At 60.9% G+C, this 25,671-nt stretch carries 29 protein-coding genes; 19 read left to right on the top strand and 10 right to left on the bottom strand.

The window, feature by feature from the left end; translation table 11 throughout:
- The first annotated feature begins 36 nt into the window (after nt 1–36).
- Nucleotides 37–504: a GNAT family N-acetyltransferase gene (locus ACEN2T_RS14540; protein WP_442116894.1), complete on the top strand. Its 468-nt coding sequence runs from the start codon at nt 37–39 to the stop codon at nt 502–504.
- A gap of 80 nt (nt 505–584) precedes the next feature.
- Here ACEN2T_RS14540 and ACEN2T_RS14535 read toward each other — a convergent pair whose 3' ends face one another.
- On the bottom strand, nt 585–1,070 hold the full coding sequence (locus ACEN2T_RS14535; protein WP_442116893.1) for an HIT family protein: 486 nt from the start codon (nt 1,068–1,070) through the stop codon (nt 585–587).
- 140 nt (nt 1,071–1,210) lie between these two features.
- On the opposite strand from ACEN2T_RS14535, the gene ACEN2T_RS14530 reads away from it, so the two are divergent.
- Nucleotides 1,211–1,540 (top strand): DHCW motif cupin fold protein, encoded by a 330-nt coding sequence (locus ACEN2T_RS14530; RefSeq protein WP_122756576.1) that lies wholly within the window; start codon nt 1,211–1,213, stop codon nt 1,538–1,540.
- A 10-nt stretch (nt 1,541–1,550) separates the two neighbouring features.
- Here ACEN2T_RS14530 and ACEN2T_RS14525 read toward each other — a convergent pair whose 3' ends face one another.
- Together ACEN2T_RS14525 and ACEN2T_RS14520 are read right to left on the bottom strand one after the other, a co-directional pair.
- A complete protein-coding gene (locus ACEN2T_RS14525) occupies nt 1,551–2,033 on the bottom strand; it encodes a copper chaperone PCu(A)C (RefSeq protein ID WP_095184506.1) in 483 nt (160 codons plus the stop codon).
- Entirely contained in the window at nt 2,033–2,638 is a 606-nt protein-coding gene (locus ACEN2T_RS14520; RefSeq protein ID WP_032889449.1) for an SCO family protein, read from the bottom strand. The genes ACEN2T_RS14525 and ACEN2T_RS14520 overlap by 1 nt, the downstream gene beginning before the upstream one ends.
- Before the next feature lie 181 nt (nt 2,639–2,819).
- Between ACEN2T_RS14520 and ACEN2T_RS14515 the strand changes: the two genes are divergently transcribed.
- Together ACEN2T_RS14515 and ACEN2T_RS14510 are read left to right on the top strand one after the other, a co-directional pair.
- Nucleotides 2,820–3,203 (top strand): DUF2946 domain-containing protein, encoded by a 384-nt coding sequence (locus ACEN2T_RS14515; protein WP_442116892.1) that lies wholly within the window; start codon nt 2,820–2,822, stop codon nt 3,201–3,203.
- A gap of 62 nt (nt 3,204–3,265) precedes the next feature.
- Complete coding sequence (locus tag ACEN2T_RS14510) at nt 3,266–3,811, top strand: putative natural product biosynthesis protein (RefSeq protein ID WP_032889445.1); 546 nt, start codon at nt 3,266–3,268, stop codon at nt 3,809–3,811.
- Between the two features lie 124 nt (nt 3,812–3,935).
- On the opposite strand, the gene ACEN2T_RS14505 is transcribed toward ACEN2T_RS14510, so the two are convergent.
- Both ACEN2T_RS14505 and ACEN2T_RS14500 read right to left on the bottom strand, forming a co-directional pair.
- Nucleotides 3,936–4,217: a hypothetical protein gene (locus ACEN2T_RS14505; protein ID WP_442116891.1), complete on the bottom strand. Its 282-nt coding sequence runs from the start codon at nt 4,215–4,217 to the stop codon at nt 3,936–3,938.
- Between the two features lie 61 nt (nt 4,218–4,278).
- Entirely contained in the window at nt 4,279–4,755 is a 477-nt protein-coding gene (locus ACEN2T_RS14500) for a hemerythrin domain-containing protein (protein WP_032889441.1), read from the bottom strand.
- A 324-nt stretch (nt 4,756–5,079) separates the two neighbouring features.
- On the opposite strand from ACEN2T_RS14500, the gene ACEN2T_RS14495 reads away from it, so the two are divergent.
- A complete protein-coding gene (locus ACEN2T_RS14495) occupies nt 5,080–5,286 on the top strand; it encodes a PLDc N-terminal domain-containing protein (protein WP_095184509.1) in 207 nt (68 codons plus the stop codon).
- Nucleotides 5,287–5,348: 62 nt separating this feature from the next.
- Here ACEN2T_RS14495 and ACEN2T_RS14490 read toward each other — a convergent pair whose 3' ends face one another.
- On the bottom strand, nt 5,349–5,909 hold the full coding sequence (locus ACEN2T_RS14490; protein WP_032889437.1) for a type 1 glutamine amidotransferase domain-containing protein: 561 nt from the start codon (nt 5,907–5,909) through the stop codon (nt 5,349–5,351).
- Between the two features lie 340 nt (nt 5,910–6,249).
- Between ACEN2T_RS14490 and ACEN2T_RS14485 the strand changes: the two genes are divergently transcribed.
- Both ACEN2T_RS14485 and ACEN2T_RS14480 read left to right on the top strand, forming a co-directional pair.
- Complete coding sequence (locus tag ACEN2T_RS14485) at nt 6,250–6,681, top strand: DNA methylase (RefSeq protein ID WP_095184510.1); 432 nt, start codon at nt 6,250–6,252, stop codon at nt 6,679–6,681.
- On the top strand, nt 6,678–7,415 hold the full coding sequence (locus ACEN2T_RS14480; protein ID WP_241089547.1) for a DUF72 domain-containing protein: 738 nt from the start codon (nt 6,678–6,680) through the stop codon (nt 7,413–7,415). The genes ACEN2T_RS14485 and ACEN2T_RS14480 overlap by 4 nt, the downstream gene beginning before the upstream one ends.
- On the opposite strand, the gene ACEN2T_RS14475 is transcribed toward ACEN2T_RS14480, so the two are convergent.
- Nucleotides 7,380–8,165, bottom strand: coding sequence for a DeoR/GlpR family DNA-binding transcription regulator (locus ACEN2T_RS14475; RefSeq protein WP_032889432.1), 786 nt, complete (start codon nt 8,163–8,165; stop codon nt 7,380–7,382). The genes ACEN2T_RS14480 and ACEN2T_RS14475 overlap by 36 nt on opposite strands.
- A 121-nt stretch (nt 8,166–8,286) precedes the next feature.
- Between ACEN2T_RS14475 and ACEN2T_RS14470 the strand changes: the two genes are divergently transcribed.
- A complete protein-coding gene (locus ACEN2T_RS14470) occupies nt 8,287–9,447 on the top strand; it encodes an alpha-hydroxy acid oxidase (RefSeq protein ID WP_032889430.1) in 1,161 nt (386 codons plus the stop codon).
- Nucleotides 9,448–9,639: 192 nt separating this feature from the next.
- Here the strand turns inward: ACEN2T_RS14470 and ACEN2T_RS14465 are convergent, their stop codons facing one another.
- Nucleotides 9,640–10,566 (bottom strand): alpha/beta hydrolase, encoded by a 927-nt coding sequence (locus ACEN2T_RS14465; RefSeq protein ID WP_032889428.1) that lies wholly within the window; start codon nt 10,564–10,566, stop codon nt 9,640–9,642.
- 162 nt (nt 10,567–10,728) lie between these two features.
- Here ACEN2T_RS14465 and ACEN2T_RS14460 point away from each other — a divergent pair, with 162 nt between their 5' ends.
- The 6 genes from ACEN2T_RS14460 to ACEN2T_RS14435 all read left to right on the top strand — a co-directional run bounded on the left by ACEN2T_RS14460 (nt 10,729) and on the right by ACEN2T_RS14435 (nt 16,411).
- Entirely contained in the window at nt 10,729–11,574 is an 846-nt protein-coding gene (locus tag ACEN2T_RS14460) for an SDR family NAD(P)-dependent oxidoreductase (protein WP_442116890.1), read from the top strand.
- Between the two features lie 35 nt (nt 11,575–11,609).
- The gene (locus tag ACEN2T_RS14455; protein WP_442116889.1) at nt 11,610–12,197 is read left to right on the top strand and encodes an NUDIX domain-containing protein; all 588 of its coding nucleotides are present in this window, start codon (nt 11,610–11,612) and stop codon (nt 12,195–12,197) included.
- A gap of 88 nt (nt 12,198–12,285) precedes the next feature.
- Nucleotides 12,286–12,876 (top strand): antibiotic biosynthesis monooxygenase, encoded by a 591-nt coding sequence (locus ACEN2T_RS14450; RefSeq protein ID WP_122681833.1) that lies wholly within the window; start codon nt 12,286–12,288, stop codon nt 12,874–12,876.
- Nucleotides 12,873–14,711, top strand: a complete 1,839-nt coding sequence (locus ACEN2T_RS14445) for an amidohydrolase (protein WP_181639940.1) — start codon at nt 12,873–12,875, stop codon at nt 14,709–14,711. The genes ACEN2T_RS14450 and ACEN2T_RS14445 overlap by 4 nt, the downstream gene beginning before the upstream one ends.
- Before the next feature lie 21 nt (nt 14,712–14,732).
- Entirely contained in the window at nt 14,733–15,350 is a 618-nt protein-coding gene (ycaC, locus tag ACEN2T_RS14440) for an isochorismate family cysteine hydrolase YcaC (protein WP_032889415.1), read from the top strand.
- Nucleotides 15,351–15,529: 179 nt separating this feature from the next.
- On the top strand, nt 15,530–16,411 hold the full coding sequence (locus ACEN2T_RS14435; protein WP_095184514.1) for a LysR family transcriptional regulator: 882 nt from the start codon (nt 15,530–15,532) through the stop codon (nt 16,409–16,411).
- Here ACEN2T_RS14435 and ACEN2T_RS14430 read toward each other — a convergent pair.
- Nucleotides 16,398–17,435: an AraC family transcriptional regulator gene (locus ACEN2T_RS14430; RefSeq protein ID WP_095184515.1), complete on the bottom strand. Its 1,038-nt coding sequence runs from the start codon at nt 17,433–17,435 to the stop codon at nt 16,398–16,400. The genes ACEN2T_RS14435 and ACEN2T_RS14430 overlap by 14 nt on opposite strands.
- Before the next feature lies 1 nt (nt 17,436).
- Nucleotides 17,437–18,351, bottom strand: coding sequence for a GGDEF domain-containing protein (locus tag ACEN2T_RS14425; protein WP_032889407.1), 915 nt, complete (start codon nt 18,349–18,351; stop codon nt 17,437–17,439).
- 382 nt (nt 18,352–18,733) lie between these two features.
- Between ACEN2T_RS14425 and ACEN2T_RS14420 the strand changes: the two genes are divergently transcribed.
- The 5 genes from ACEN2T_RS14420 (at nt 18,734) to ACEN2T_RS14400 (ending at nt 25,227) form a co-directional block, all read left to right on the top strand.
- Nucleotides 18,734–21,247: a TonB-dependent receptor gene (locus tag ACEN2T_RS14420; protein WP_442116888.1), complete on the top strand. Its 2,514-nt coding sequence runs from the start codon at nt 18,734–18,736 to the stop codon at nt 21,245–21,247.
- Between the two features lie 144 nt (nt 21,248–21,391).
- Nucleotides 21,392–23,257: a phytase gene (locus tag ACEN2T_RS14415; RefSeq protein WP_032889402.1), complete on the top strand. Its 1,866-nt coding sequence runs from the start codon at nt 21,392–21,394 to the stop codon at nt 23,255–23,257.
- Nucleotides 23,258–23,303: 46 nt separating this feature from the next.
- A complete protein-coding gene (gene tolQ, locus ACEN2T_RS14410) occupies nt 23,304–23,996 on the top strand; it encodes a protein TolQ (protein WP_442116887.1) in 693 nt (230 codons plus the stop codon).
- 14 nt (nt 23,997–24,010) lie between these two features.
- Complete coding sequence (gene tolR / locus ACEN2T_RS14405) at nt 24,011–24,457, top strand: protein TolR (protein ID WP_032889397.1); 447 nt, start codon at nt 24,011–24,013, stop codon at nt 24,455–24,457.
- Nucleotides 24,454–25,227, top strand: coding sequence for a TonB family protein (locus tag ACEN2T_RS14400; RefSeq protein ID WP_442116886.1), 774 nt, complete (start codon nt 24,454–24,456; stop codon nt 25,225–25,227). Before tolR ends, ACEN2T_RS14400 begins: the two co-directional genes overlap by 4 nt.
- Nucleotides 25,228–25,671 lie beyond the last annotated feature (444 nt).

Genomic DNA, 25,671 nt, shown 5'->3' with positions numbered 1-25,671 from the left:
CCTTGAAGTCACCAACACGCATAAAGGAAGGACCCTGTGCTGGAAATAAAACGCGCCACCCCCGAAGACGCCAACGCCGCTTTTGACATCCGCCGCGAAGCCATCCGCAGCCAATGCATCGGTGCCTACACCGCTGAGCAAATGGCGCTCTGGACTCGCGGCAGTGCCGACGATGGTTACAGCACGTTGATGGAAAAACCGTTTTACCTCGGCTGGGTAAACGATGAACCGGTCGCCACCGGCATGCTCGACCTCGACAACAATGAAGTGGGCGCGTTGTTTGTACTGCCGCAGTTCACCGGGCGTGGGTACGGCAAGGCGATGCTGGATCATCTTGAGGCGCTTGCGCGGGAACTGGAGTTAGCAGAGGTGGTGCTGGATGCGACGTTGAATGCGGCGAGTTTCTATCGGGCATGCGGCTATGTGGGGGAGCAGCCGGCGATCTACCGCTCGCCGTCGGGGCTGGAGTTGGCGTGTATACCGATGACTAAGCGGATTGAATGAGCAGCGCTGCCCAATGAGGGGCTTACTGGCGATAGCGGTGGTTCAGGCAACAAAGCTCTCGACGCCGTCCTTGCCCCTCATCAGGTACGGAAAGCCGCGCGCAGCCGCTCTATAACCGCGTCAACCGAATCCCCATGAACCTGCGGCGGCACCCGACTTTCCCCAAATTCGCGCCACACAAACAGCGTCAACTCGGCGCCGTCGGTCTGCGCCTGCGCATGGCCAGGCGCGGCAAAGCTATGCAGCAGTCGATAACGCTCATCCCGCCAGAACGCATCCTCCACCCAGTCATACACCGGGATGAAATGAAAATGCAGCGGGAACCCTGGCATATGCCCGTAGCGGCTGATGTACAGCCACTTGGGTTCGAGTTGGGCCTCCATGACCCGCTGGGTCCTGGCCAGTAACCCACCCAGTTCGGCCAGTGCGGCTTCCGGCATGTCGGCCAGGGAATGAATATGCGCCTTGGCGCCCAGCATCAGGTAGCCCGGCAGTTTTGACGCTAGGTGATGGTTGAGCTGCCAGTGCTCGGTCTCAAGCAGGATGTAAGCAGGGTCGATCTGCATCAGCGCGCATCCACGGGAACAAGATCGGCAGGATAACAAGCGTCGCCACCTGTATCCCACAAAAGCATGGGATCTGTGTCTGTCGCCTACCGTTGCAGGCCGATAGCCTCCCTCCACCATCACTCACGACTGAGCCCCCCATGAACCTCACCGCTGTCCCCTTTGGCACCACCGACTGGTCCGCCATCGACCCCGTCGTTTACCCCGGCGTTACCGGCCATGCGCTGTGGCGCACCTGCCATTTCGGAAACACTCGTGTACGCATGGTGGAGTACACCCCCGGCTACCTGGCCGATCACTGGTGCAAACGCGGGCATGTGTTGTTGTGCCTGGAAGGCGAGTTGGACACGGAGTTGGAAGACGGCCGTCAGTTCACGCTGACGGCCGGGATGAGTTACCAGGTAGGTAATGACATGGAAGCGCATCGCTCATCGACGCGCGTTGGGGCGAAGCTGTTTATCGTGGATTGATGCAGCAGGGTCAGTGCATCTTGCTGTGGTCCATATGGCTATGGTCCACACCATCCAAACCACGTGCTGGCGCGGTCACTTCCACGGTCTGCTGTTCACCCTTGGCGTTTTCCACCGTCAGGGTCAGCGGTACTTGGTCGCCTTCCTTGATCTGCCCGGTCAGGCCCATCAGCATCACGTGGTAGCCATTCGGGTCGAGTGTGACGGCCTTGCCTGCGGGCAAGGCCACTGCGTCTACCGGGCCCATGCGCATGACGTCGTCTTTCATGCTCATTTCATGGATCTGCACGTCCTTTGCCACCGGCGATGCCACACGCAGTAACTTGCTGTCGCTGTCCGCCGTGACGGTCATGAACGCGCCGCTGGATGGCTGGCCCTGCACCGTGGCGCGCACCCAGGCGTCGGTCACTTGCACTTGGGCGCTGGCGTGGGCGGCGAAACCCAAGAGGGCGAGGCCGAAGGTGAAGCGCTTGAGGTGTTGAACGGCAGTCATTAGCAGACCTCCATGACGGTGAGCAGATCTTCTGCGCACTCTTTTGCGGTAAGGGATGCTTGCAGGCCCAGGCGCAGGTTGCCGCGCGTGTCGAAGACGAAACTGGTGGCCGTGTGGGACAGCGTGTAGGTGTCGCCGGCGGGGATCTTTTCATAAAAGATCCCGAACTCCTTGGCGGCCACGGCGATTTCTTCGGGGGTGCCGTACAGCGCTTCGAAGCTCGGATCGAAGGCCTTGACGTACTTGTCGAGAATCTCCGGTGTGTCGCGTTCCGGGTCGAGGGTGATAAAGATCACCTGCATGATCTCGCCGTCGCGGCCCATCAGCTTCTTGGCTTGGGCGGCGCGGGCGAGGGTGGTCGGGCACACTGCAGGGCACTGGGTGAAGCCGAAGAACACCACCGGCATCAGGCCACGGTAGGAGCTGAGGGTGACGGTGTCGCCCTCGGTGTTCTTGAGCTTGAAGGTGCGGCCCATGATCTTGTCGCTCAAGTCCTTGCCGTACTTGAAGTTCAACCTGGGGCTGTTGTCACAACCGGTCAGCAGGCCCAGACCCAGCAGGCCCATGCCGGTCAGGACCTTGCGGCGGGTGAATAACGTACTCATCAACTGTGCATCCTGTGAAACGCCTGCATTGCTCTGGATCTACACATCAGGCTTTGAAAAGGAGTAAACGAGGAGGGCGCCAAGTCTACCAACCCTGGCGATGGCACGTAATCTGCGACGTTCTGCCACAGGGGGCCGCCGTATTTCATCCCTTTGCGGCTTCGGTGGTAGAGTCGCCGCCATGAAATCGAGCCACCCCGACCGTTCGCCAATCGTCTGGACCCTGTACTTCTGCGTACTGATGAACCTGTTCGTGTGCGGTTTGGGCCATGGCCAGATGATGGGCCAGGAGCTCAATGGAATCGGCAGCGCGTTCTGTTCGGTGGACGGTAAGCAGGCGCCACTTTCCGACAAAGGGTTGGGCAGCCCGTCTTCCAGCAACATCTCGAACTACTTTGCCTGCCCGGTGTGCGCCGCCCTGACGGTCGCCCTGGTGTTCCTGATTGGACTGGCGTGGCTGTTGGGCCTCGGACAAACCCCGCGCCCGGCCCATGAACAACGCAACAAGGCGCCGCCGCGCCATGCCTGGCCATCGGCCAATCCCCGCGCTTCCCCCGCATTCTGACGTGTGCCTTGGGCTTCCTGTGACCAGGAGGCGTTCTATCGTCACGACTGTGAGTGCATTTCATGAACCAACAATTGCCTGCAGGCGCCAGTCGCCTGGTCAGCAAGGCGTCCCGTCGCCTGCGCGCGGAACCGGCGCGGGCTGAATACCCGAGTAACTCCCGCTGCTTCGTGCACCTGGATGCACGCCTTTTGCCCTACTGGCACACCCTGTTCGATATCTGCCCAGCCCTGCTCAAGCTCGACCCGCCCGAGGGCTTGAACCTGTTCCGCAGCTTTATGACCTGGGCCTATCGCAACCAGCCCGCGCAGGATTGGACCTACCACCTGAATGTGTGCCGCTGGTTGCTGAGCTCGACGTATCGCCAGCACATCGACGATGAACCCATCGAAGCGTTCATGGCGGCCGCCGCAGCGTGTTGGGTCAACACCGATACCAGCCACGCGCAGGGGGTAGTCCTGGCCTGGCAATCGATGACGGTGTTCGATTGCAAGCAAGCGATGTTCGCCGACGCTGCACCCTCAGCCTTGCCACCCTCGCCATGGGATTTCGCCTGGTGCCCGTTGAACGCCCAAGGACGCTTCAACGGCTGGTTGCCTGTGCCTTGATCGGTATCAAGGCGCGTGCGTATTGCGTTGGCACTAAATGGTGGAGCACATCGCAGCGTCGGTGGCGTGGCCCGGAACAGCGCTCGCTGACTGACAGGCTGCGCTGCCGATTACGGTTGAGCTGTCAGCTGCCGGTGCGCGGTTTTTGCTGACCGTCTTTGTCTCTATCGTCGCGGTCATCAGGCTTGGGAGTTTTGTCCGGCTGTTTGACGGTGTCCTGGCTTTTTTTGCCGCTGTCGGCCGGGCTGCTCGGGTACGTGCCGGGTGGCAGCGCGGAGCCTGCAGCCCCGTCGCCTGCAACAACATTGGCTGCAGGTGTCGGGTTGTCGCCGAAAGCGGCGAGGGCGGGTTGGCCTGAAAGAGCCGTCAGGCAGAGTGCAAGCACGATCCTTTGTCTATTCGTCATGATTCAATCCTCTTGATTCATCGAACACACCCGTGGACTTGTCCACGGGTCGACGGGTGCGTCACGCAGCCATTGGCTTGTCCGCCATCGCCTTCTTATGCGCGGCCTTCATGGCTTGCATTTGTTCACCCAGTTCTTCCAGTAGAGCTTTGCCCAGCAGTTTCTTCGCTTGAGGAAACATCTCGGTTTCCTCTTCTTCAATGTGGTGTTCCAGCAGTTCCTTGACCACCTTCACCCGACCGGAAAACTCGGTGGTGGACGGCTCCGTCTGCTTCAGGTCAGGCAGCACCAGCGAGTCGACGGTGCGATGCTCTTCCTTGGCTTCGTGGTACATGATGTCCTGCTCCTTGCCGCCGGCTTTTCGGAACGCCGGGTACAGAATCTCTTCTTCAAGCTTGGTGTGCAGGCTGATTTCCATTTCGAGTTTAGCCAGCAACTCGGTGCGCTTTTTAACCCCGCGTTCGGTGGATTCGCTCAGTTGGGTCAACAATGCTTTAACACGTTCATGGTCGGCTTTGAGCAGGTCGATGGCATTCATGATGAAACCTCACAGTCAGGGTATGGGCGCGTCGAGGTGCGCGCGTTCTCTGGTGGGAAATTGCATAAGTCAGACCATCATGGATGATCGGTTAAACGTCATTCGAATCAATAAGTTGAGATTGATTTTAGAAAACCTGTGTCGTGCAGCTTGCATGGTCGGTCCCCAACCAGGTTGCATTAAACCCGCTTCTACCTGCGCACTGGACAGACGGAGGTGGCTCGGCATGTGCCGCAACCATTGGGCGAGAGCGCCCTGGCGTAATTTCGATGGAACCCTTGGGGGGAATGCTTGACCTAACCCTTAGACCTCAGGAGGTGAATCATGGAAATAAATTATGTCTGGATCGGTTTGGCAGTAATTCTGCTGCTCTTGGAATTGTGGGCAATTAACGTCGTATTGCGCAGTACCGGCGGCTGGGAGACCAAGGGGCTGTGGCTGGTGATCCTGATCTTTGTGCCGTTGCTGGGCCTTATCGCATGGGCGATGTTCGGGCCCAAACGCGAGATGCCGGAACACCGCAAGAGCTGACGCCTAAGGCCGTTAGCAAACAGGCGCCCTATGGGCGCCTGTTTACGTTCAGGTGCCGGATATCAGCCAGCCAGCGCCTTGGCAATCGCCTCATTGAATGCCGGCAAATCGTCGGGTGTACGGGAGGTGATCAAGGTCCAGCCATTGGCGTTGCATTGCTTGACCTCGGCGTCGACCCAACCGGCAGCACCGGCGTTTTCCAGGTCGATGCGGACGCTTTTGTAGGAGGTCAACGTCTTGCCTTTGATCACGCCCGCGTCGATCAGCGTCCACGGCCCATGACAAATGGCCGCAATGGTTTTGCCGTCGGCGGCGAAGTCCTTGATCAAGCGCAGCGCCGCTGCGTCCTGGCGCAGGGTGTCGGCGTTCACGGTACCGCCGGGGATCACCAGCGCATCAAAATCGCTGCTCTGCACATCCGACAGTTGCACCTCGGATTCCACGGTCCTGTCCTTTTCGGTATCACCGACAAACGTTTGGGTGCTGCCGCCCTTGCTGGAAGCGTGGGTCACCGTCGCGCCAAAACCGCGCAGCGCTTCCAGGGGCTTGAGCAACTCGTCGCGCTCGATGCCGGTGTTGGAGGTGATGATGAGGATTTTCTTTCCGTTGAGTTGCGAGGTCATGGTCGAGTGTCTCCTGGGTGAAGGGGGTTAATGGTCGTGTCTGGCCTGTCGCTTCCTGGCCATTTCAGCTTGGCCGATACCTGACTGTTGAGGGCGCGCGTGGGCAAAAGGTTTAAATTTTTTTGCGCCGATTTCTACGCTGCAATTTCCTTGAACTATCGAAATACCCAAAGCTCTGCTTCACACAGGACGCGATTTTTTGTGCGCCCTTAATTGCTTGGAGAGATACCGTGGCCGCTCCCATAACTGCCTTTAAAACGCCTGACCGTATGAGCTCGCAAGAGGCACGGAAAAGTGCAGACTCAGCCGCCACGGCTGATCGCAAGCGGGGTCAATAAGCATGGCGCGCGCGATTACCGCTGCTGAATTGGGGATCGAACTCAAGCCTGACGACGACAGCGGCTTGTTCAAGTGGTTTATCGCCAGTTTCCTGATGGGCAAGCGAATCCAGGCACCCATTGCCGCACAGGCATACAGGGTGATTGTGGAGCAGCAGGGACGCGACACTGCCCGCAAGTTGCAGCACTGTACGTCGCGAGAGTTGGTGGCAATGCTGGGGCGTGCCCATTACGTTCGCTACGACGAATCTACTGCGCAGCGGCTGCTGGACCTCAGCGCGAAGCTGAACGCCGATTACGGGGGAAAGATCACTCACGTACGTCGCGCCAGTGCAGACCGAAAGGCGTTTGAGAACCGCTTGGCCGAGTTCGATGGCGTAGGCCCCAAGACCATCGAGATTTTCATGCGCGATGCGGCGGCGGTGCTGTTTTGACGGGATTGTTGTACGTCGGCTGTGCGGGCTGGAGCTTGCCGCGTGAGCACTGGCCGGCGTTCAGCGACGCGGGCACGCATTTGCAGCGCTACGCGTCGCGCTTTAACGCGGTGGAGATCAACAGCTCGTTCTATCGTCCACACCTGCCGAAAACGTACGCACGTTGGGGCCAATCCGTGCCGTCTGCGTTTCGTTTTTCGGTGAAAGTGCCCAAACGTATTACCCACGAGTTGGGCCTGCAGCGTTGTGAAGCTGCGCTGGATGAGTTTCTCGAACAGTGCGCGCCACTGCGTGAACACCTGGGCTGCCTGCTGGTGCAACTGCCTCCCTCATTGAGCTATGAGCCCTCCAGTGCCAGCGCCTTTTTCATGGCTGTTCGCCGATGTTTTGCCGGCAATGTGGTGCTTGAGCCGCGCCACGCCAGTTGGCTGGCAGCTGAGGCGATGTTGCAGGATTTGCACATAGGACGGGTGGCAGTCGACCCACCCGTGATCGACGCCACGCCCACCTGCGCGGGATGGCAAGGCGTGCGCTATTGGCGCCTGCACGGATCACCGCGCATCTATCACAGCGCCTATGGCCCGGAGCGTGTACTCGGGTTCGCAAGGCACCTGAGCCGGTCGGCCGCAGACGGCGTTCCTACCTGGTGCATTTTCGACAACACCGCCAGCGGCCATGCGGTGGCCGATGCCCTGTACCTACTCGACCTCAACCCGCAACACTTCCAACCCTAGCTGCTCGTACGCCTCCACACTCGGCACATGCCACTCGGTAATCAACGTGTGAATCCGGCTGCACGGCGCCACCACAAACGGCTCCACCGCGCCGAGTTTGTCCGCCATGGTCACCGCGACCACCTGGGAAGCGCTGTCGAGCAAGGCTTGCTTGACCGCGACTTCATCAAAGTGCAGCGAGCTGATGCCTACTTGCGGATGCAATGCGCATACGCCGGTAAACAACAGGTCCGCCTTGATGCTCTGGATCAGGCGTACGGCTTCGTGGCCGCCGGTGGACAGCGTGGCCGGGTTGAGTTGGCCGCCGGCCAGAATCACGGTCACATTGGGGTGGTCGGCCAAGGCAATGGCGATCATCGGTGAGGTTGTGACCACCGTCAGCCGGATTGCGCGCGGCAATGACTGGGCGATCTGCAGCGTGGTCGAGCCGGAATCGAACAGCACAATCTGGCCGTCTTCCACCCTCTGTGCGGCCAACTGCGCGAGTTGGCGTTTGGCGTCATTGGTCTCGCCGACCCGGGTGAAAAAATCTTTGCCTGTGTCCTTGGGCCGAGGCAGGGCGCCGCCGTGTACGCGCTGCAACAGGCCGGCGGCGGCGAGTTCGCCGAGGTCGCGACGGATGGTGTCCTGAGACACCGCAAAGTGTTCCACCAGTTCCGAGGCGGTGACTTTGCCGTCGCGCTCCAGCAGCAACAGAATCTTCTGTTTGCGGAGGGAAGGCAGGTCGATGGCTTGATGAGTGTCGTGCATGTTTTTGCGCTTTTTTGCGGGTTTGTGCGAGATTAGTCGCCCGTAGATATAAACGCAATCACTGGTTGAGCGACCGTGGGGCGGCTACTCTCTGCGCTCAGTTCAGGGAGAGGTGACCTAGATGTCGTTGATCACAACCATCGAAGATTTACGCAAGCTGGCGCAAAAACGTGTCCCAAGGATGTTCTACGATTATGCCGATTCCGGCTCTTGGACTGAGAGCACCTACCGGGCGAATGAAAGCGATTTTGCCCGGATCAAATTCCGCCAGCGGGTGGCGCGCAACATTGATGAGCGCTCGATCCGCACCGCTATGATCGGCCAGGACATGGCCATGCCCGTGGCCCTGGCTCCCACCGGCCTGGCGGGCATGCAGCATGCCGATGGCGAGATTCTCACCGCCCGCGCTGCCGCCAGGTTCGGCCTGCGCTACACCTTGTCGACCATGAGCATCTGCTCCCTTGAAGACATCGCTGAACAGGTGGGCCAGCCGTTCTGGTTCCAGCTGTATGTGATGCGTGACCGTGGCTTCGTCGAGCAACTGATCGAACGCGCCAAGGCCGCTGGCGTGGATGCGCTGGTGCTGACCCTGGACTTGCAGATCCTGGGGCAACGGCACAAGGACCTGATCAACGGCCTGTCTGCGCCGCCCAAACTGACCCTGCCGAATATCCTCAATATGGCGACCAAACCGCGTTGGGTGATGGGCATGCTCGGCACCCAACGGCGCGGTTTCGGCAATATCGTTGGGCATGTGAAGGGTGTGGCGGACATGAGTTCGCTGTCGTCGTGGACCGCCCAGCAATTCGACCCGCGCCTGAGCTGGGACGATGTGGCGTGGATCAAGAAATGCTGGGGCGGCAAGTTGATCATCAAGGGCATCCTCGATGTCGAAGACGCGCGCCTGGCGGCTGATTCCGGTGCGGATGCCTTGGTGGTGAGCAACCACGGTGGCCGTCAGTTGGACGGCGCGCCGTCGAGCATCAGCCAGTTGCCGGCGATTGTCGACGCGGTAGGCGAGCGTATCGAGGTGTGGCTCGATGGCGGTATTCGTTCCGGCCAGGACGTACTCAAGGCGATGGCGCTCGGCGCTAAAGGCACCATGATCGGTCGTGCGCATTTGTATGGTTTGGGTGCGATGGGTGAGGCGGGGGTGACCAAGGCACTTGACATCATCGCACGTGAATTGGACGTGTCGATGGCGCTGTGTGGCTATAACGATATACGCGATGTGAACCGTGAGATTTTGCTGCCGGGGACCTTTCCCGAAAGCATTGTTTGAGCAAAAAAATCGTAAAAATACGAAAAGAGTTGTCCACGAAAACCGTGGGTATCTCTGTGGATAACTTTGCAAGACCCCGGCGGGTATGGCGATTTAGCCCGCGGTCAATATTTGATCAACTTTCAGCGAGGCCCAGTATGGGCAGGGTTTGCGCTTGACAGCCAAGCGCGAACCCAGTGCCGAAAAGCTGTTTTATGACTCGCCCTTGCGCTCCGCGGAGTGCGTGACAACGTGGGCGGGCATCTTGGCCTGCATCAAGTTGTCGAGAGCCTGGCGATAACTGCGACCGGCCAGACTCATGCTGTTGTTATGGCTGGCGCCGGGCACCAGCAACAGCCGCTTGGGTTCCTGGGCAGCTTCAAACAATTGCTGGCTGAAGCGTGGCGGCACGTAGCGGTCGTCGAGGCCATGCACCACCAGCAACGGCATATGGATGTCGGCAATCTTGTCGATGGAATCAAACTTTTGCGACAGCAACCAGCGCACCGGCAACGACGTGTTGGCCACCGCCGTCGCCACGTCTGCCAGGGAGGTAAAGGTGGATTCGATCACCAGGCCGCGCACCGGCCGAGGCGTTTGCTTGCCCAGTTCGGCAGCCAGGTCGATGGCGACCGCGCCACCGAGGGAATGCCCGTAGATCAGGCGCTTGCTCGGGTCGGGTTGCAGCACTTGGAAACGTTCCCAGGCGATACGCGCATCTTCGTACACGGTGGTTTCCGACGGCAGCTCGCCGCGGCTTTGGCCAAAGCCGCGATAGTCGATGGCCAGAACCGAATAGCCGAGGGCATGCAATTGCTCGATGCGGAACAATTGCCCGGTGAGGTTCCAGCGTACCCCATGCAGGTAGAGGATCGCTGGCGCGTCCTTTTTGTCCGCCGGGTACCACCAACCATGAATGTTCTGCCCCGACTTAAAACTGGCGGGCTTGAGTTCAAATTCCTGCACCGCCTTGGGCAAGCCGCTGTACCAACTGGCGGTGCCCGGTTCGATGCGAAACACCAGTTCGCGCTCCTTGTGTTGCAGCACGCTGCACCCCACCGGCAGGCCGACGATCAACAACGCCATGCACAGCAGGGGCAACCAGCGCAGGCTCAGGCGCGATAGAAAACGAGAGGGCATGAAGATTCCTGAACAAAGGTGAAGCTGGGGTTTTACCAGATGGCCTACACAGGCAGGTATAAATTCGACGGCCGCCCACGGCGATTGCTTGCAAAGTGTTACAGCATTGAACAACCCGTACACCGGTTGTTAGGGTAGGCGGCCGAACAGGAGAGCAAGCACATGGATTTCACAGGTAAAACCGCCATCGTCACCGGCGGTGCGCGTGGGTTGGGACTCAGTTATGCACGGGCACTGGCCCTGGGCGGTGCCCGGGTGGTGATCAGCGATATCGGCGCCGACAAGGTGGGCGCCGGCAACGATGCCTCGGTGGTCCAGGCGGCGGCAGAAGCCTTGCAGGCCGAAGGGCTCGCGGTGATCGGACATGGCGGTGACTTGTCCACCAACGAGGGCTGTCAGCAACTGGTTGCGTACGCCATCGAGGCATTCGGTCAACTCGATATCCTTATTCACAACGCCGGTTGGGTGGGTTACCAGAACATCCAAGACCTGGATGCCGCGTTCCTGCAGCGGGCCATGGACATCAACCTCTACGCGCCACTTTGGCTGTGCAAGCACGCGTGGCCGCACCTTCTGCGCTCAACCGCGCCACGGATTATCCTCACCACGTCCGACCGCGCCATGTACGCACAATACGAGCAGACCGGCCTGGTGGCCTACAGCGCTGGCAAGATGGCGCAACTGGGGATCATGAACGCGCTGAGCCATGAGGGCGCCGAGGCCGGCATCCGGGTCAATGCGATCTCGCCGGTGGCCAAGACGCGGATGTGGGGCGTGACCGAGGAACCTGACGAACTCAAGCCGGATTGGGTAACCCCGGGGGTATTGTTTCTCGCCTCCACGCTGTGCGAGGACACGGGCTACATCCTGCGGGCCAGCAACGGTCAATTCACCGCAACGCGCTTCACTGAGAATCCCGGGGTGGACTACCCGCGCAACCTGGCGCGGATCAACGCAGGCAGTGCTGAAGAAGTCGCGGCCGCGTGGCCTCGCATCAAACAAACGTGAACCCCCGATTACTCCTTGGAGCAAAGAGCCCGACCATGGACAACAGCCCCGTTCGCATCACCGCCGAAGAGACCCTCTCGGACAACTGGTACCTGCTGAAAAAATACAGCTTCGACCTGCGTCGTCGCGACGGCAGTTGGCAAGCTCAGACCCGCGAGGTGTACGACCGAGGCAATGGCGCGACCATCCTGCTGTACAACCGCGCGCAACGCACCGTGTTGCTGATTCGCCAGTTCCGCATGCCCACCTTCGTCAATGACTACCACGGTTACCTGATCGAAGCGGCGGCGGGCTTGCTGGACAATGCCAGCCCCGAGGAGCGTATTCGCCTGGAAGCCGAGGAAGAGACCGGTTATCGCGTGGGGCAGGTTGAGAAGGTCTACGCGGCGTTCATGAGCCCAGGCTCGGTCACTGAGCGGATTCACTTTTTTATCGGCGAATACCAGCCGGGGGATCGGGTCAGTGGTGGCGGTGGCCTGGAAGAGGAGGGCGAGGACATCGAGGTGCTGGAACTGGTCTTCGAGCAGGCCCTGGCGATGGTGCAGAGCGGCGAGATCGCCGACGGCAAGACCATCATGCTGCTGCAGCACCTGGAGTTGCGTATGTTGAAAGAAGGCTGGTGACTTAAACAGCACGTACATCCAATTTTCCCACCCACCATCCGCGGCAAACTCCCCTCATCGCTGACATTTCAAGGCAGAGGGGCACACCATGGACCCAGCACCACAGACGGGACCCGACGAAGTCGTCACCCTGGTCGTCAAACACTTGATCAAGCAAGGCCAGGAAGCCAACTACGAAGCCTGGCTGCGCCGCATCGTGCGCATCGCCGGCGAGCGCCCAGGGCACTTGGGTGTCGACGTGGTGCGCAGCAAACAGAACAACCTGGCGCTATTCACTTGCGTATTGCGCTACCGCTCCACCGACGACCTGGAAACCTGGCTCGACTCCCCCGAGCGTAAAACCCTGATTGTCGAAGCTTCGCCGATGCTGGCCGATGGCGACAAGACCGAGATCGGTGCGGCCAACGAATTCTGGTTCGCGCCCCTGGCCGACAGCGCCGCCAAGCCGCCGCGCTGGAAACAGGCCGTCGTCAGCCTGTTTGTGATTTTGCCGCAGACCTTGCTGTTGCCGTTTATCTGGGGGCCCATCCTGCGTCTGCACCCGTTCCTGTCCAACTACGTGGTCTCCACCTTCCTGGTCACCCTGACCATCGTGCTGCTGGTGGTGTACCTGCTGATGCCGGCGGCTACCCGCCTGTTCGCACCCTGGCTTGAAGCCTCTGTAAAGGAAACCCTATGAACGCCGATCTGATTCTGTTCAATGGCCAGTTCCACACCGTGGACCGTGAAAACCCGCGCGCAACCGCCGTCGCCATCAGCCAGGGCCGCTTTGTCGCCGTCGGCACCGATGGCGAGGCCATGGCCCTGCGTGGCAGCGGCACCCAGGTCATCGACCTCAAGGGCCGCACCGTGATTCCCGGCCTCAATGATTCCCACCTGCACCTGATCCGTGGCGGGCTGAACTACAACCTCGAACTACGCTGGGAAGGCGTGCCGTCCCTGGCCGATGCACTGCGCATGCTCAAGGACCAGGCCGACCGCACGCCCACGCCGCAATGGGTGCGCGTGGTGGGCGGCTGGAACGAATTCCAGTTCGCCGAAAAACGCATGCCGACCCTGGAAGAACTCAACCAGGCCGCGCCGGACACGCCGGTGTTTGTGCTGCACCTGTATGACCGCGCCTTGCTCAACCGCGCCGCGTTGCGCGTGGCCGGCTACACCAAAGACACGCCGAACCCGCCGGGCGGCGAGATCGTGCGCGACAGCAACGGCAACCCCACCGGCATGCTGGTGGCGCGGCCCAACGCGATGATTTTGTATTCGACCCTGGCCAAGGGCCCGAAACTGCCGCTGGAATACCAGGTCAACTCCACGCGCCAGTTCATGCGTGAACTCAATCGCCTGGGCCTCACCAGCGCCATCGACGCTGGCGGCGGTTTCCAGAACTACCCCGATGACTACGCGGTGATCGAGCAACTGGCCAAGGACGAACAGCTGACGGTGCGCATCGCCTACAACCTGTTCACCCAGAAGCCCAAGGAAGAACTCAGCGACTTCAAGAACTGGACCGGCAGCGTCACCCTGCATCAGGGCGATGACTACCTGCGCCATAACGGCGCCGGCGAGATGCTGGTGTTCTCGGCGGCAGACTTTGAAGACTTTCTGGAGCCGCGCCCGGATCTGCCCCTGACCATGGAGCAGGAGCTGGAACCGGTGGTGCGCCACCTGGTGGAACAACGCTGGCCGTTCCGCTTGCATGCCACCTATGACGAGTCCATCTCGCGCATGCTCGACGTGTTCGAAAAGGTCAACCGCGACATCCCGTTCAATGGGCTGCCGTGGTTTTTCGACCACGCCGAGACCATCACCCCGAAAAATATCGAGCGCGTTCGAGCCCTCGGCGGCGGCATTGCGATCCAGGACCGCATGGCGTTCCAGGGTGAGTATTTTGTCGAGCGCTACGGTGCCAAGGCTGCCGAAGCCACGCCACCGATCAAGCGCATGCTCGCCGAAGGCGTGCCAGTAGGGGCGGGCACCGACGCCACACGGGTGTCGAGCTACAACCCGTGGACCTCGCTGTACTGGATGGTCAGCGGCCGTACCGTCGGCGGCCTGGAACTGCACGCCGAAGGTCTGCCGCGCCTCACCGCGCTGGAGCTGTTCACCCATGGCAGCGCCTGGTTCTCGTCCGAGCAGGGCAAGAAAGGCCAGATCAAGGTCGGCCAATTGGCGGACGTCGCCGCGCTGTCAGCGGACTTCTTCAGTGTCGATGAAGAAGCCATCAAGTGGATCGAGTCAGTGCTCACCGTGGTGGGCGGCAAGGTCGTGTACGGCGCCGGCGACTTCGAAGACTACGCACCGCCGCGCGTGCCGGTGCTGCCGGACTGGTCGCCGGTGGTCAAGGTGCCGGGTCACTGGCGTCCAAATTCGCCTTTGCAAGCTCAAGTACACCAATGCAGCGGCCCGTGCGGCGTGCATTCCCACAGCCATGAGAAAGCCCGTCTTTCCAGCGTGCCGGTTAGCGACTTCCAGGGTTTCTGGGGTGCGTTCGGCTGCTCGTGTTTTGCCTTTTAAAACCCCCCAAGGAGTTAACCCATGACTTACAAGCGCTTGAACAAAGATGACGCCGTCGTACTGTTGGTCGACCACCAGACGGGCCTGATCTCCCTGGTACAGGATTTCTCCCCCAATGAATTCAAGAACAACGTACTGGCCCTGGCCGACGTGGCGAAGTTCTTCAACCTGCCGACCATCCTGACCACCAGTTTTGAAGGCGGTCCTAACGGCCCACTGGTGCCAGAACTCAAGGCACTGTTCCCGGACGCGCCGTACATCGCCCGTCCTGGCCAGATCAACGCCTGGGACAACGAAGACTTCGTCAAGGCGGTCAAGGCCACCGGCCGCAAGCAGATCATCATTGCCGGTGTAGTGACGGACGTGTGCGTAGCGTTCCCGACCCTGTGTGCCCTCGCTGAAGGCTTCGAAGTGTTCGTCGTCACCGATGCTTCCGGGACCTTCAATGAAACCGTGCAACAAGCCGCCTGGGCGCGCATGACCGCCGCCGGCGCCCAGCTGGTGAACTGGTTCTCCGTGGCCTGCGAGCTGCAAGTGGACTGGCGCAACGACATGGAAGGCCTAGCCAACCTGCTGTCGCCGCGCATCCCCAACTACCGCAACCTGATGAACAGCTACTCGGCGTTTACTGCCAAGTAACCGTTTTTCAAGCCTGTAGGTGATCAATGTGGGAGGGGGCTTGCTCCCGATAGCGGTGCCTCAGTCAAAGCTATTGAGACTGACACACCGCAATCGGGAGCAAGCTCCCTCCCACATTTGATTTGTGGTGTTGCGACCATCCAGTTATAAATCAGCCCATCGTCCACCGAGAAGCGACAATGAACCCCTTCGAAGACATGCGCCTGTTTTGCCAGGTCATGGAATCCGGCAGCTTCACCGCTGCCGCCGAACAATTGGGCCTGTCCAAGCAATTCGTCAGCCGCCGCCTGATCCAGCTGGAAGATCGCCTCGGCGTGCGCCTGCTCAACCGCTCGACGCGCCGGCTGGATGTCACGCCCCTGGGCCAGAGCTACTACGAATCCGCCTTGCGCCTGCTCGGTGAAGTCGAGCAAGTGGAGCAGGGCATCGCCGGCCAGAACAGCGAACCGCGCGGCACCATTCGCCTCAGTGCGCCGTTGTCGTTTGCCATGGCGCACCTGGGTTGCCTGTTACCGTTGTTTTTGCAGCGCCATCCCCAAGTGTCGGTGGAAGTCGACCTCAGCGATCGCCCCGTGGACCTGATCGGCGAAGGCTACGACCTGGTGTTGCGCATCGGCACCCTGGAAGACTCCACCCTGATCGCCCGCCGTATCGCCAGCATCCAGCGGGTGTATTGCGCCAGCCCCGACTACCTGGCTCTGCGCGGCACACCCTTGCAACCCGATGATCTGGCTCAACACGACTGCCTGCCTTATGGCCATGGTCGTCAAGTGCAATGGCGCTTCAAGGGCAAGGTGCAGGCGCTGAATGTCAGCGGTCGCATGCGCGTGAATAACGGTGAGCTGTTGCGTGACACCGCCATCGCCGGGCTGGGCGTCACTTATCTGCCGACCTTTATCGTTGGCGACGCGTTGAAGGACGGTCGCCTGATCACCATTCTCGACGACTTCGCCCCCGAAGCCCTGACCTTGTCGGCGGTCTATCCCCAACATCGGCAAAGCTCGCGGCCGGTGCAGGCGTTGGTGGAGTTCCTGCGCGAGCGCCTGGCTAGCGGCTGTTGAACAACTGGCGGATCAGGTTCGGGGTGCTGCCAGTCCAGCGCTTGAATGAGCGTCTAAAGTTCGCCGCATCATTGAAGTTCAGGTACGCCGCCACTTCATCATTGCTGTAGCCCTTGACCTGGTACAGGTGCAGCGCCACCTGTTTGCGTACCCGGTCCACTTGCTGCTGAAAGCCGGTGTGGTGTTTGTGCAGCTTGCGCTTGAGGGTCGCTGGGCTCATGGCGAAGGCCTGGGCCGCCTGTTCCAGGCTCGGCGGTTGGCGCACCTGCTCGCGCAAATAGTCGTAGAGGCAATCGAGAAAACTGCCGGCAAAGCCCAAATGTTCGATCTGTTCGCGAGCCTGCTGGCGCGCGACCTGGCCGGCGGTAGCCGAAGCCCCGGGCCAGGCGCGGGTGAGGTGTTCGCGGGGGATGCACATCATGTCCAGCGGGCGCTCGAAGCGCGTCTCTTCGCCCAGATGCACCCAATACTGCTCGACATAACGCGGCTCGGCATGGCTGAAACTGCACACCCACGGCAGACGCTCGCCGCTGAGCCATTGGCTCATGGCAACCAGCGACGTCATGCTCGCTTCCAGCAGAAAACGCCACTGCTCGCCAGCGCCGCAACTGTCCAGCCAATACAGGTAGGCGTGGTGCTCATCCAGCTCCACTTGCAGGGTGACCAACGGGCTGAGCAGCACCTGTTGCTGAATAAGGATCTCCAGCGCCTGATGCAGATTCTGTGCATGGCCCAAGGCATGGCTGGCTGCGCCGTAATAGCCGGGCAGCAAGCGCTGGCCCAACAGAAAACTGCTGTCGTCGGCATCCAGCAGCTTTCGACTGTTACCGATCAGTGCCAGGAACTGCTGCGGGCTCAAGCGCGCCGTTCCGGCCAGGATGTCCTCATGGAACAGCCCGGTGCCGCGCAGCAAACGATGGCTGTCGATGTCACGGGACAAGGCCAGGTCAATCAGCGTGGCGGGTTGGTTGTGCCCTGGGATGAAGCGGCTGTCGGCCTCATACCAGTTGGTTTTCACCGCCATCTCAGGCGCTTTTCGCGAGAGGTTGCTTGGCCCTGGCCAACGCCAGGTTCAGGCGCTTGAGCAAGTCCTGGGGCGGCTCGTCCAGGGCCATTACTACCGCTGTGGTCGCCGCCAGTTGCAGGCGTTCGCCCTGTTGCCGGGTTTTGTGGGCCAGGCCATGTACCGCTTGCTGCAACTCCAGCGCGAGCTCTTTGGCCTGGCGCTCGCCGGTGTTGGGCAGCAGCACCACAAAGCGGTCACCGGCCAGTCGACAAAGCAAGTCCTGGCGGCGCAGATTGAGCAACAACAAATGGCTGAGGGCCTGGAGCACGGCGTCACCTTCGGCATGCCCGTAGGCCTGGTTAATGGCGGCGAAGTTGTCCAGGTCCAGGGCCAGCAGTGACAGCGGTTGTTGCTGTTCGCGGCTGTCGTGCAGGCTGTCGGCCAATTGGCGCTTGAGGTAGTCGGCACCGGCCAGGGGCGTGAGTTTGTCGAACAGCCGGTGCTCGCGAAACAGCCGTTCGCGCTTTTCCATCTGCGCGCTGATCGCCAGTTGTTCGCGGTGCCAGTGGTAGATGCCGATGGTCAGCAGAATCATGCCCACTGGCATCGGGCCGGATTCCAGCCAGTGGTCCCAGGTGATGCTGTCAGGCAGGCGGATAAACTCATCGAGGCTGTCGATCCACCACGAAAAGAAGATGCACGACAGCCCCAGCGCCAGGTAATTGGTGACGCGCCCGGCGGGGCGGCTTTTAAGCACCAGGCCCAGCCACACCAGGGCGAGCAGGGCGGAACCGCCTTCGCCGAAAATATCCAGCCAGACCCACTCGCTGACGCTTTTCAACTCGCCGCAGGCCAGGTGCAGGATCAGCCCGGCGTTGGCGGCAATGAGCAAGAGCGCGAGTTTCCAGCGATGAGGTTTGAGCACGGAAAACATGGCCGCGGGTCCTTGGGCGAATGAGCGATGGGCGCCAGCACAGCAGATGGATGTGACGGTTGGATGACGGCGTGGGAGGGTCGAATCAGCTCACCTCAAACACACTGGAGATCAAGAAATGTGGGAGGGGGCTTGCTCCCGATGGCGGTGTATCAGTCAACAGATAGGCCAGCTGACCCACCGCTATCGGGGGCAAGCCCCCTCCCACAGGGGATCTCCACAGGTCATATCAGCTCATTCCACGTCCGGGTTCGGGCAAAACCCCCGGTTTACGGGCCTCGCCGCCAACTCCTGTCACAGAACCGTCATCCCCCACCCCTAGCTTGCCCTCCCAGTTGCCGGGCCATTTGCCTGGCGCCAACGGATTCTTGGGGAGGATTTCATGTACAAGCGCACCGGGCTCGTCAGCTTCACGCTCACCGCCTTGGCCCTGGCGATTGCCAGCGAACGGTTGAGCGCCGCCGAGGCCACCACCACCGAGCATGTCGAAGTGGTCGGCCAGGCCGCTGCCATCGATCAAGCGCTTAAAGAGCAGCGCAGCTCTGACAGCATCAAAAGCGTGGTGCATGCCGACGGCGTGGCCCAGTTGCCGGATGAAAACGTCGCAGAAGCGGTGCAGCGTTTGCCCGGCATCAGCGTCGAGCGCGATCAGGGCGAAGGGCGATTTGTCAGCGTGCGTGGCCTCGGTCCGGACCTCAACAGCGTAACCATCAACGGCACCCTGGTGCCCGCCCCGGAAAGCGCGCGCCGCGCCGTGGCCCTCGATGTGCTGCCGTCAGAACTGGTGCAGTCGCTGTCGGTGATCAAGACCCTCACCCCGGACATGGACGCTAACTCCCTCGGTGGCACCGTCGACGTGCAGAGCCTGTCGGCCTTCGACCACAAAGGCCTGTTCTACACCGGCAGCACCGAAGCCAGTTACGACAAGAATACGAGTCAGACCAGCCCCAAATTCTCCGGCGCGGCGAGCAACCGCTTCAGCCTCGGCGATGGCATCGACAACTTTGGCGTAGCCGCAGCCCTAAGCTGGCAGAAGCGTGATTTTGGCTCGGACAACGTCGAAACCGGCGGTGCCTGGGACTTCACCGACGGCGCCAAACTCAACGAATTCGAACAGCGTGATTACGACATCAGCCGCGAACGCGCCGGCGGTGGACTGAACTTCGACTATAAGCCCGATGACCTCAGCAGCTACTACCTGCGCACCCTCTACAGCCGCTACAAAGACACCGAAACCCGCAACTCCACCAGCATTGAATTTGCCGACCCCCAAGCCGCTGGTGAACTGGGCGACGCTGAAGCCAAGCGCAAGCTGAAGAACCGTGAGGAAACCCAGGAAATCCAGTCCTACGTGTTCGGCGGTGAGCGCATGCTTGGCCTGTGGACCCTCAGCGGTCAGGCCGGCTACAGCCAATCGAGCGAAGACAGCCCGGCGCACATCGCCGGAGCCACCTTCGACGGCGGCGACTTTGCCAACAGCGGTTTCTACGACAAGGACAAGCCACGGCCAATCATCGGTGCCGGTTTCTACGACCCAAGCAACTTCACGCTCGACAAAGTTGATTGGGAAAAACAGAACACCAAGGACACCGAGAAAAACCTGCGCCTGGACCTGGCCCGCGACTACGACCTGAGCGGCTATGCGTCCCAGGTCAAATTCGGTGGCAAGGTGAGTCGCCGTAATAAGGACAATGACCTGGAGGCCTGGGTCTACAAGGACTTCGACACCCTTGGCTACAGCGCCGACCAGCTCAACCTGACCCAGTTCCAGAAGGGCAGTGTCGACTATCGCTTGGGCAACTACGGGCCAGGCATCAGCGCCAGCGGCATCAAGCAACTGATCGGCAGCCTCAATGCGGCGGACTTTTATGACGAGACCGAGTCCCGGGTCAACGACTTCACCATTCGCGAAGACATCAACGCCGGCTACCTGATGAACACCATCGACATCGACGACTGGCGCTTTATCGCCGGTCTGCGCTACGAAGGCACCGAGTTCGAAGCCAAGGGTACCGGCGCCACCGATGGCGTGTTCACTGCCACCGAGACCAAGCGCCAGTATCACCACTGGCTGCCGGGCCTGCATGCGCGCTACCAGATCGACAAAAACACCCAGGTGCGCGCGGCCTGGACCAAGTCCGTGGTGCGCCCGACCTTCGGCCAACTGGCGCCGGGTTTTGTGATCGACGATGACGAAGCCACCTTTGGCAACCCGGACCTCAAGCCCCTGGAATCGAGCAACCTCGACCTTGGCATCGAGCACTTCATGGGCCGCGCCGGCACCGTCTCAGCGTTCGTGTTTTACAAAGACATCAAGAACTTCGTCTACAACACCGACGTGGCCGGCACCGGCGCCTGGACCAACTTCTCCGAGGCCCACACCTACGCCAACGGCGACAGCGCCAAGCTCTATGGCCTGGAACTGGCCTACTCGCAGAAATTCGACTGGCTGCCCGCGCCCTGGAACGGTCTGCTGATCGGCGCCAACAGCACCTTCAGCCGCTCCAGCGCGGATATCGAAGGCTTCGACGCCGCCAGCGGCACGAACCGCAAACGCAACATCAGCCTGCCGAACCAATCAGACACCGTCGGCAACCTGATGCTCGGTTGGGAAGACGACAAGCTCAGCCTGCGCCTGTCGGCCAACTACAAATCGGCCTACCTGTATGAACTGGCCTCGATCAACGACAAGGCCCACGACCTCCATGTGGACGCGCAGACCTTCGTCGATTTCAGCGCGCGCTACTCGCTGACCAAGAACCTGCAAGTCAGCTTCGAGGCCCAGAACCTCACCGATGAGTCGTACTTCGTCTACACCGGCCACCGCAGCTACAACGGCCAATACGAAGAGTACGGCCCGACCTACAAGCTCGGCCTGACCTTCACCCATTTCTAACTCACACCTCGATTCCAATGTAGGAGGGCGCTTGCTCCCGATAGCGGTGGTTCAGTGAATACATCTGCTGACTGACACACCCTCATCGGGAGCAAGACCCCTCCCACATGGGAACTCCATTGTTTTCGAAGGATTTGTTTGTACATGAGAATCTCCACGTTGTACTTGCTGATATCGGTGTTGACCTGCACTCATGCACTGGCTGCCGACCTGACCCTGACGCCTTGGGCGACATCCCTGAACGCCGAAGCAGTGGCTTTCCTCCCCAGCACCCCCGAGCGCCTGGCCGCCAGCACCCGCGACGGCCTGCAACTGCTCGACGCCAAAGGCACTGAACTGACCCGGTTCAAAGGCAACTTCAGCAGCCTCGACACCCGCACCGCAGGCGCCCAGGTACTGGTCGCCAGCCTCGACAATGATCGTCAACAAGCACTGTTGATCACCCTCGACGCCGCCAGCAAAACCTGGGGCAAACCGCTTTACCTGCCGGCCCGCGATTACCCGGTGAACGGCCTGTGCCTGTATCGCGATTCAGCGGCCAACCTGTTTGTGTTTTTGGTGGGTGAGGAGGGCAAGGGCGAGCAATGGTTGGTGGGCAATGGCGCGACGCTGCTGACTGAACCCCAGCGTGTGCGCGGTTTGCCGCTGCCACCATCGGCGCAGTTCTGCCAGGTGGACGACGGGACGAATCAACTGATAGTCAATGAAGAAAATGTCGGCTGGTGGGCCTACCCGGCGCACCCGGAAGCGGACGTGAAACGCACCCCGGTGGCGGTGTTCGATAATCCCAAACGTGAAGCCGGTGCCGTCGCCCTGGTGCCGGGTGGCGTGGTCGCGCTCGATCCAAAGACTGCGCAACTTCACCTGTTCCAAAGGACGGGCGAGCGCTGGGTGGAACAGCCGAGCCTGAGCTTGCCTGGCCTGAAAGAACCCGAGCAATTGAGCGTCAACGGCCAACAGCTGCTGGTACGCGACGACGACAGCGGCACGCTCTACCAGGGCAAGCTCAACTGGCAGGCCAAGCCTGTAGCGGCAGATCCTGTACTGCCGGAAGTCGCCGCCGTGCGCCAAACCGACCCAGTGGGTCGCCAGGGCGATGCGGCGGATGATCCGGCGATCTGGATTCACCCCGACACCCCGGCCAAAAGCCGCGTGCTTGGCACCAACAAAAAACAAGGCCTGTTGGCCTATGACCTTGACGGCAAGCTGTTGCAGGAACTGGCGGTCGGACGCCTGAACAACGTCGACGTCCGCCCCAACTTCAAGCTGGGCGCCCAGACCGTGGATCTGGCTGTCGCCAGCAATCGTGATCACAACAGCCTCAGCGTATTCAGCATCGACCGTCAGAGCGGCGAGTTGCGCGAAGCCGGTGAAGTGCCTACGCCGCTCAAGGAAATCTATGGCATCTGCCTGTATCAGCCCGCCAGCGGCGAGATCTATGCCATCGCCAACGGCAAGGACGGCACCTTCCTGCAATACCGCCTGAGCGCCCCGGATGGCCGTGTGCAAGGTGAGCTGGTGCGCCAGTTCAAGGTCGACAGCCAGCCTGAAGGCTGCGTGGCCGACGACCAGCGCCAGCGCTTGTTTATCGGCGAAGAAGACGTGGGGGTGTGGGCGGTGGACGCTCGTGCCGATCAACCGGCCACCCTCACTAGCGTGATCAAGGTCGGCCCGCAGTTGCACGCGGACGTCGAGGGCCTGGCGCTGTATCAGAGCGACAAACGCGACTATTTGGTGATCTCAAGCCAAGGCAACGACAGCTACCTGGTGGTGGATGCCGAGCCGCCGTTTGCGATTCACGGTGGGTTTCGCGTCGGCCTTAATGCCGCCGCCGGTATCGACGGCGCCTCGGAAACCGATGGCTTGGAGGTCACCGCCATCAACCTGGGCGGGCCTTGGAGCCAAGGCATGCTGGTGGTGCAGGACGGCCGCAAGCGCATGCCCGAGCAAACCCAGAATTTTAAATTCGTACCGTGGGCTGACGTGACCCGTGCGCTGAAATTGCCGTGAACCGTCATCACCCCGTCATCACTTTTTAATCGAATAGGACATCACCATGCACGCGACGATGGAACATATGACGATCTGGGGCCTTATCAGTGACGCCAGCCTGTTGGTCAAGGCGGTCATGATCACCTTGCTGCTGGCGTCGTTGCTTAGCTGGTACCTGATCATCCAGCGCGGCAGCGTACTGCGCCGCCTGGAGCGCCAGTTGAATGGCTTCGTGCAGCGCTTTCGCGCAGCGTCGGACTTGCAACCGCTGTACCGCGAAACCGTGCAGGCGGGCGAGGGCGGGATTGCGCCGATCTTTATTGCCGGCGTCCAGGAATACCAGCACCTGCACAGCCATGACCCTGCGGTGCTCGAAGGTGTTAAGCGGGCCTTGCAGGTGGCGATCACCGAGCAGGAAATCGAACTGGAAAAGGGCCTGCAATTTCTCGCGACCGTGGGTTCGGTCAGCCCGTACATCGGTTTGTTTGGCACGGTGTGGGGGATCATGAATTCCTTTATCGGTTTGTCCCAAGTGCAACAGGCCACGTTGTCGACAGTGGCGCCGGGCATTGCCGAAGCGCTGATCGCCACAGCCATCGGCCTGTTTGCAGCCATCCCGGCGGTGATCGCCTATAACCGCTTCGCGGCGCGTGGCCAGACGCTGCTCACCCGTTACTACGCGTTTGGCAATGAGCTGCAAGTGCGCCTGCACCGCACCCTGCGCGGTGCGCCGATCAACCTGGCCGTGGCCGCCTGAAAGGAGCAACTCCCATGTTAGTCAGGCCGCAACGCAAGCACGGGCCCAAGGCCGAAATGAACGTGGTGCCGTATATCGACGTGATGCTGGTGCTGCTGGTGATCTTCATGGTCACCGCGCCAATGCTGACCCAGGGCGTGAAGATCGAGCTGCCCAAGGTCGCCGCCGAGGCGCTGGCCACCGATACCCGCCAGCAGATCCTGACGCTGTCGGTAAAGGCCGATGGCGGCTACTACTGGAACCTCGGCGGCGAGCTCGACACCCAGCACCAGACCGACAGTGCCGTGAGCCTGGACGAAATGGGCGCCAAGGTCATGCAGGTGGTAGCGGCACGCAGCGACACCCAGGTGTACATCCGCGCCGACGACAACGCCGGCTACGGACGTGTGGTTGCAGCCATGGCGGTGTTGCAAAAAGGCGGTGTCAGCAACCTGGGGCTGGTGACCGAGGCCCCGCAATGACGGCGATGATCATGCACAGTCCGACGCTTGTGATGGAACCCAGGGATACCTCCGGCGTGTGGCGAAACAGCTTCGCCGCCAGCCTGGCGGTGGCGCTGCACGTGGGCGTGTTGGCGGCGTTGATGGTGGGCTGGTCGACGGAAAAACCGATGGTGGAGGCACCTCGGGTGATGCACACGCAGTTGGTCATGCTGCCGCCTGCACCGGTGGCAGTACCAGAACCGGTGGTTGCTGCACCGGCACCTGCGCCGCCGGAGCCGGTGGTGATTCCGGTACCAGTGAAACCTGCGGTCGACCCCCGAATCCAGGCGCAAAAACTGGAGAAAGCCGCCCTGGCGCGTAAACGCGTCGAAGAAAAGAAAATCGAGCAACAACAGGAACGCCTGGCCACCGAACAACGCACCCGCGAGCTGGAACTACAGCGCCAGGCCCAGGAGCGATTGGCTGCGGAAAAAGCCCGCGTCGCCACACCTGCGCCTTCAGCGGCACCGGCCTTTGACAGCCGCCAATACCAGCCTCTGAGCAAGGAAGCGCCGGATTACCCAGAGCGTGCTTTGGACAAGAACATCGAAGGCGATTGCACCCTGGAGTACAGCGTCAACACCCAAGGCCGCGTGGAAAATCCCAAGGTGTTGGACGGCTGCCACCCGTTGTTCATGCGTCCTTCACTGGCGGCGGCGAACACCTTCCGTTATCAGCCAAGGATCGTTGATGGCAAGGCTGTTGTGGTGCCGGCTGTGCGGAATACCTTTCACTACCGCATCAAATGATCCGTTCGGTTGGCAATGCTGCTGTTGTGGTGAGCTTGGTTCACCGCAGGTGGTGTTTAGTTGACCAGGATGTTGGATGGGATCGAGTGCATATCCGTTGCTGCGGTAACGGCCGCCTATGGTTCCGCTCTTACAGCGGGTCACTTTTGTAAAGGCACAAAAGTAACCAAAAGGCCTTCGCCCCACCACTCGGCACCTCGCTTAGGCTCGGTGTGCCCGTAATCCGACATTGATTTGGGGGGCCGCCGCCACGCGCCATCCATGGCGCAGGGCGGCTAAACCGGCATCCCTGCCGGTTTACCCCCCAAATCAACGTCGAATTCCGGCCATCGTGGTTGACGGGGCGATTTCAGATCAAAAGCAAGGCCGCGGCGGCCTTAGAGCCGACCGGGTTCTCAGCTCCAACTCCGTCCAAATGTGGGAGGGGGCTTGCTCCCGATGAGG

Source organism: Pseudomonas sp. W22_MBD1_FP4, from assembly GCF_052113765.1.
Classification (GTDB): Bacteria; Pseudomonadota; Gammaproteobacteria; order Pseudomonadales; family Pseudomonadaceae; genus Aquipseudomonas; species Aquipseudomonas sivasensis.
This window is presented reverse-complemented; position numbering and strand designations above follow the sequence as displayed.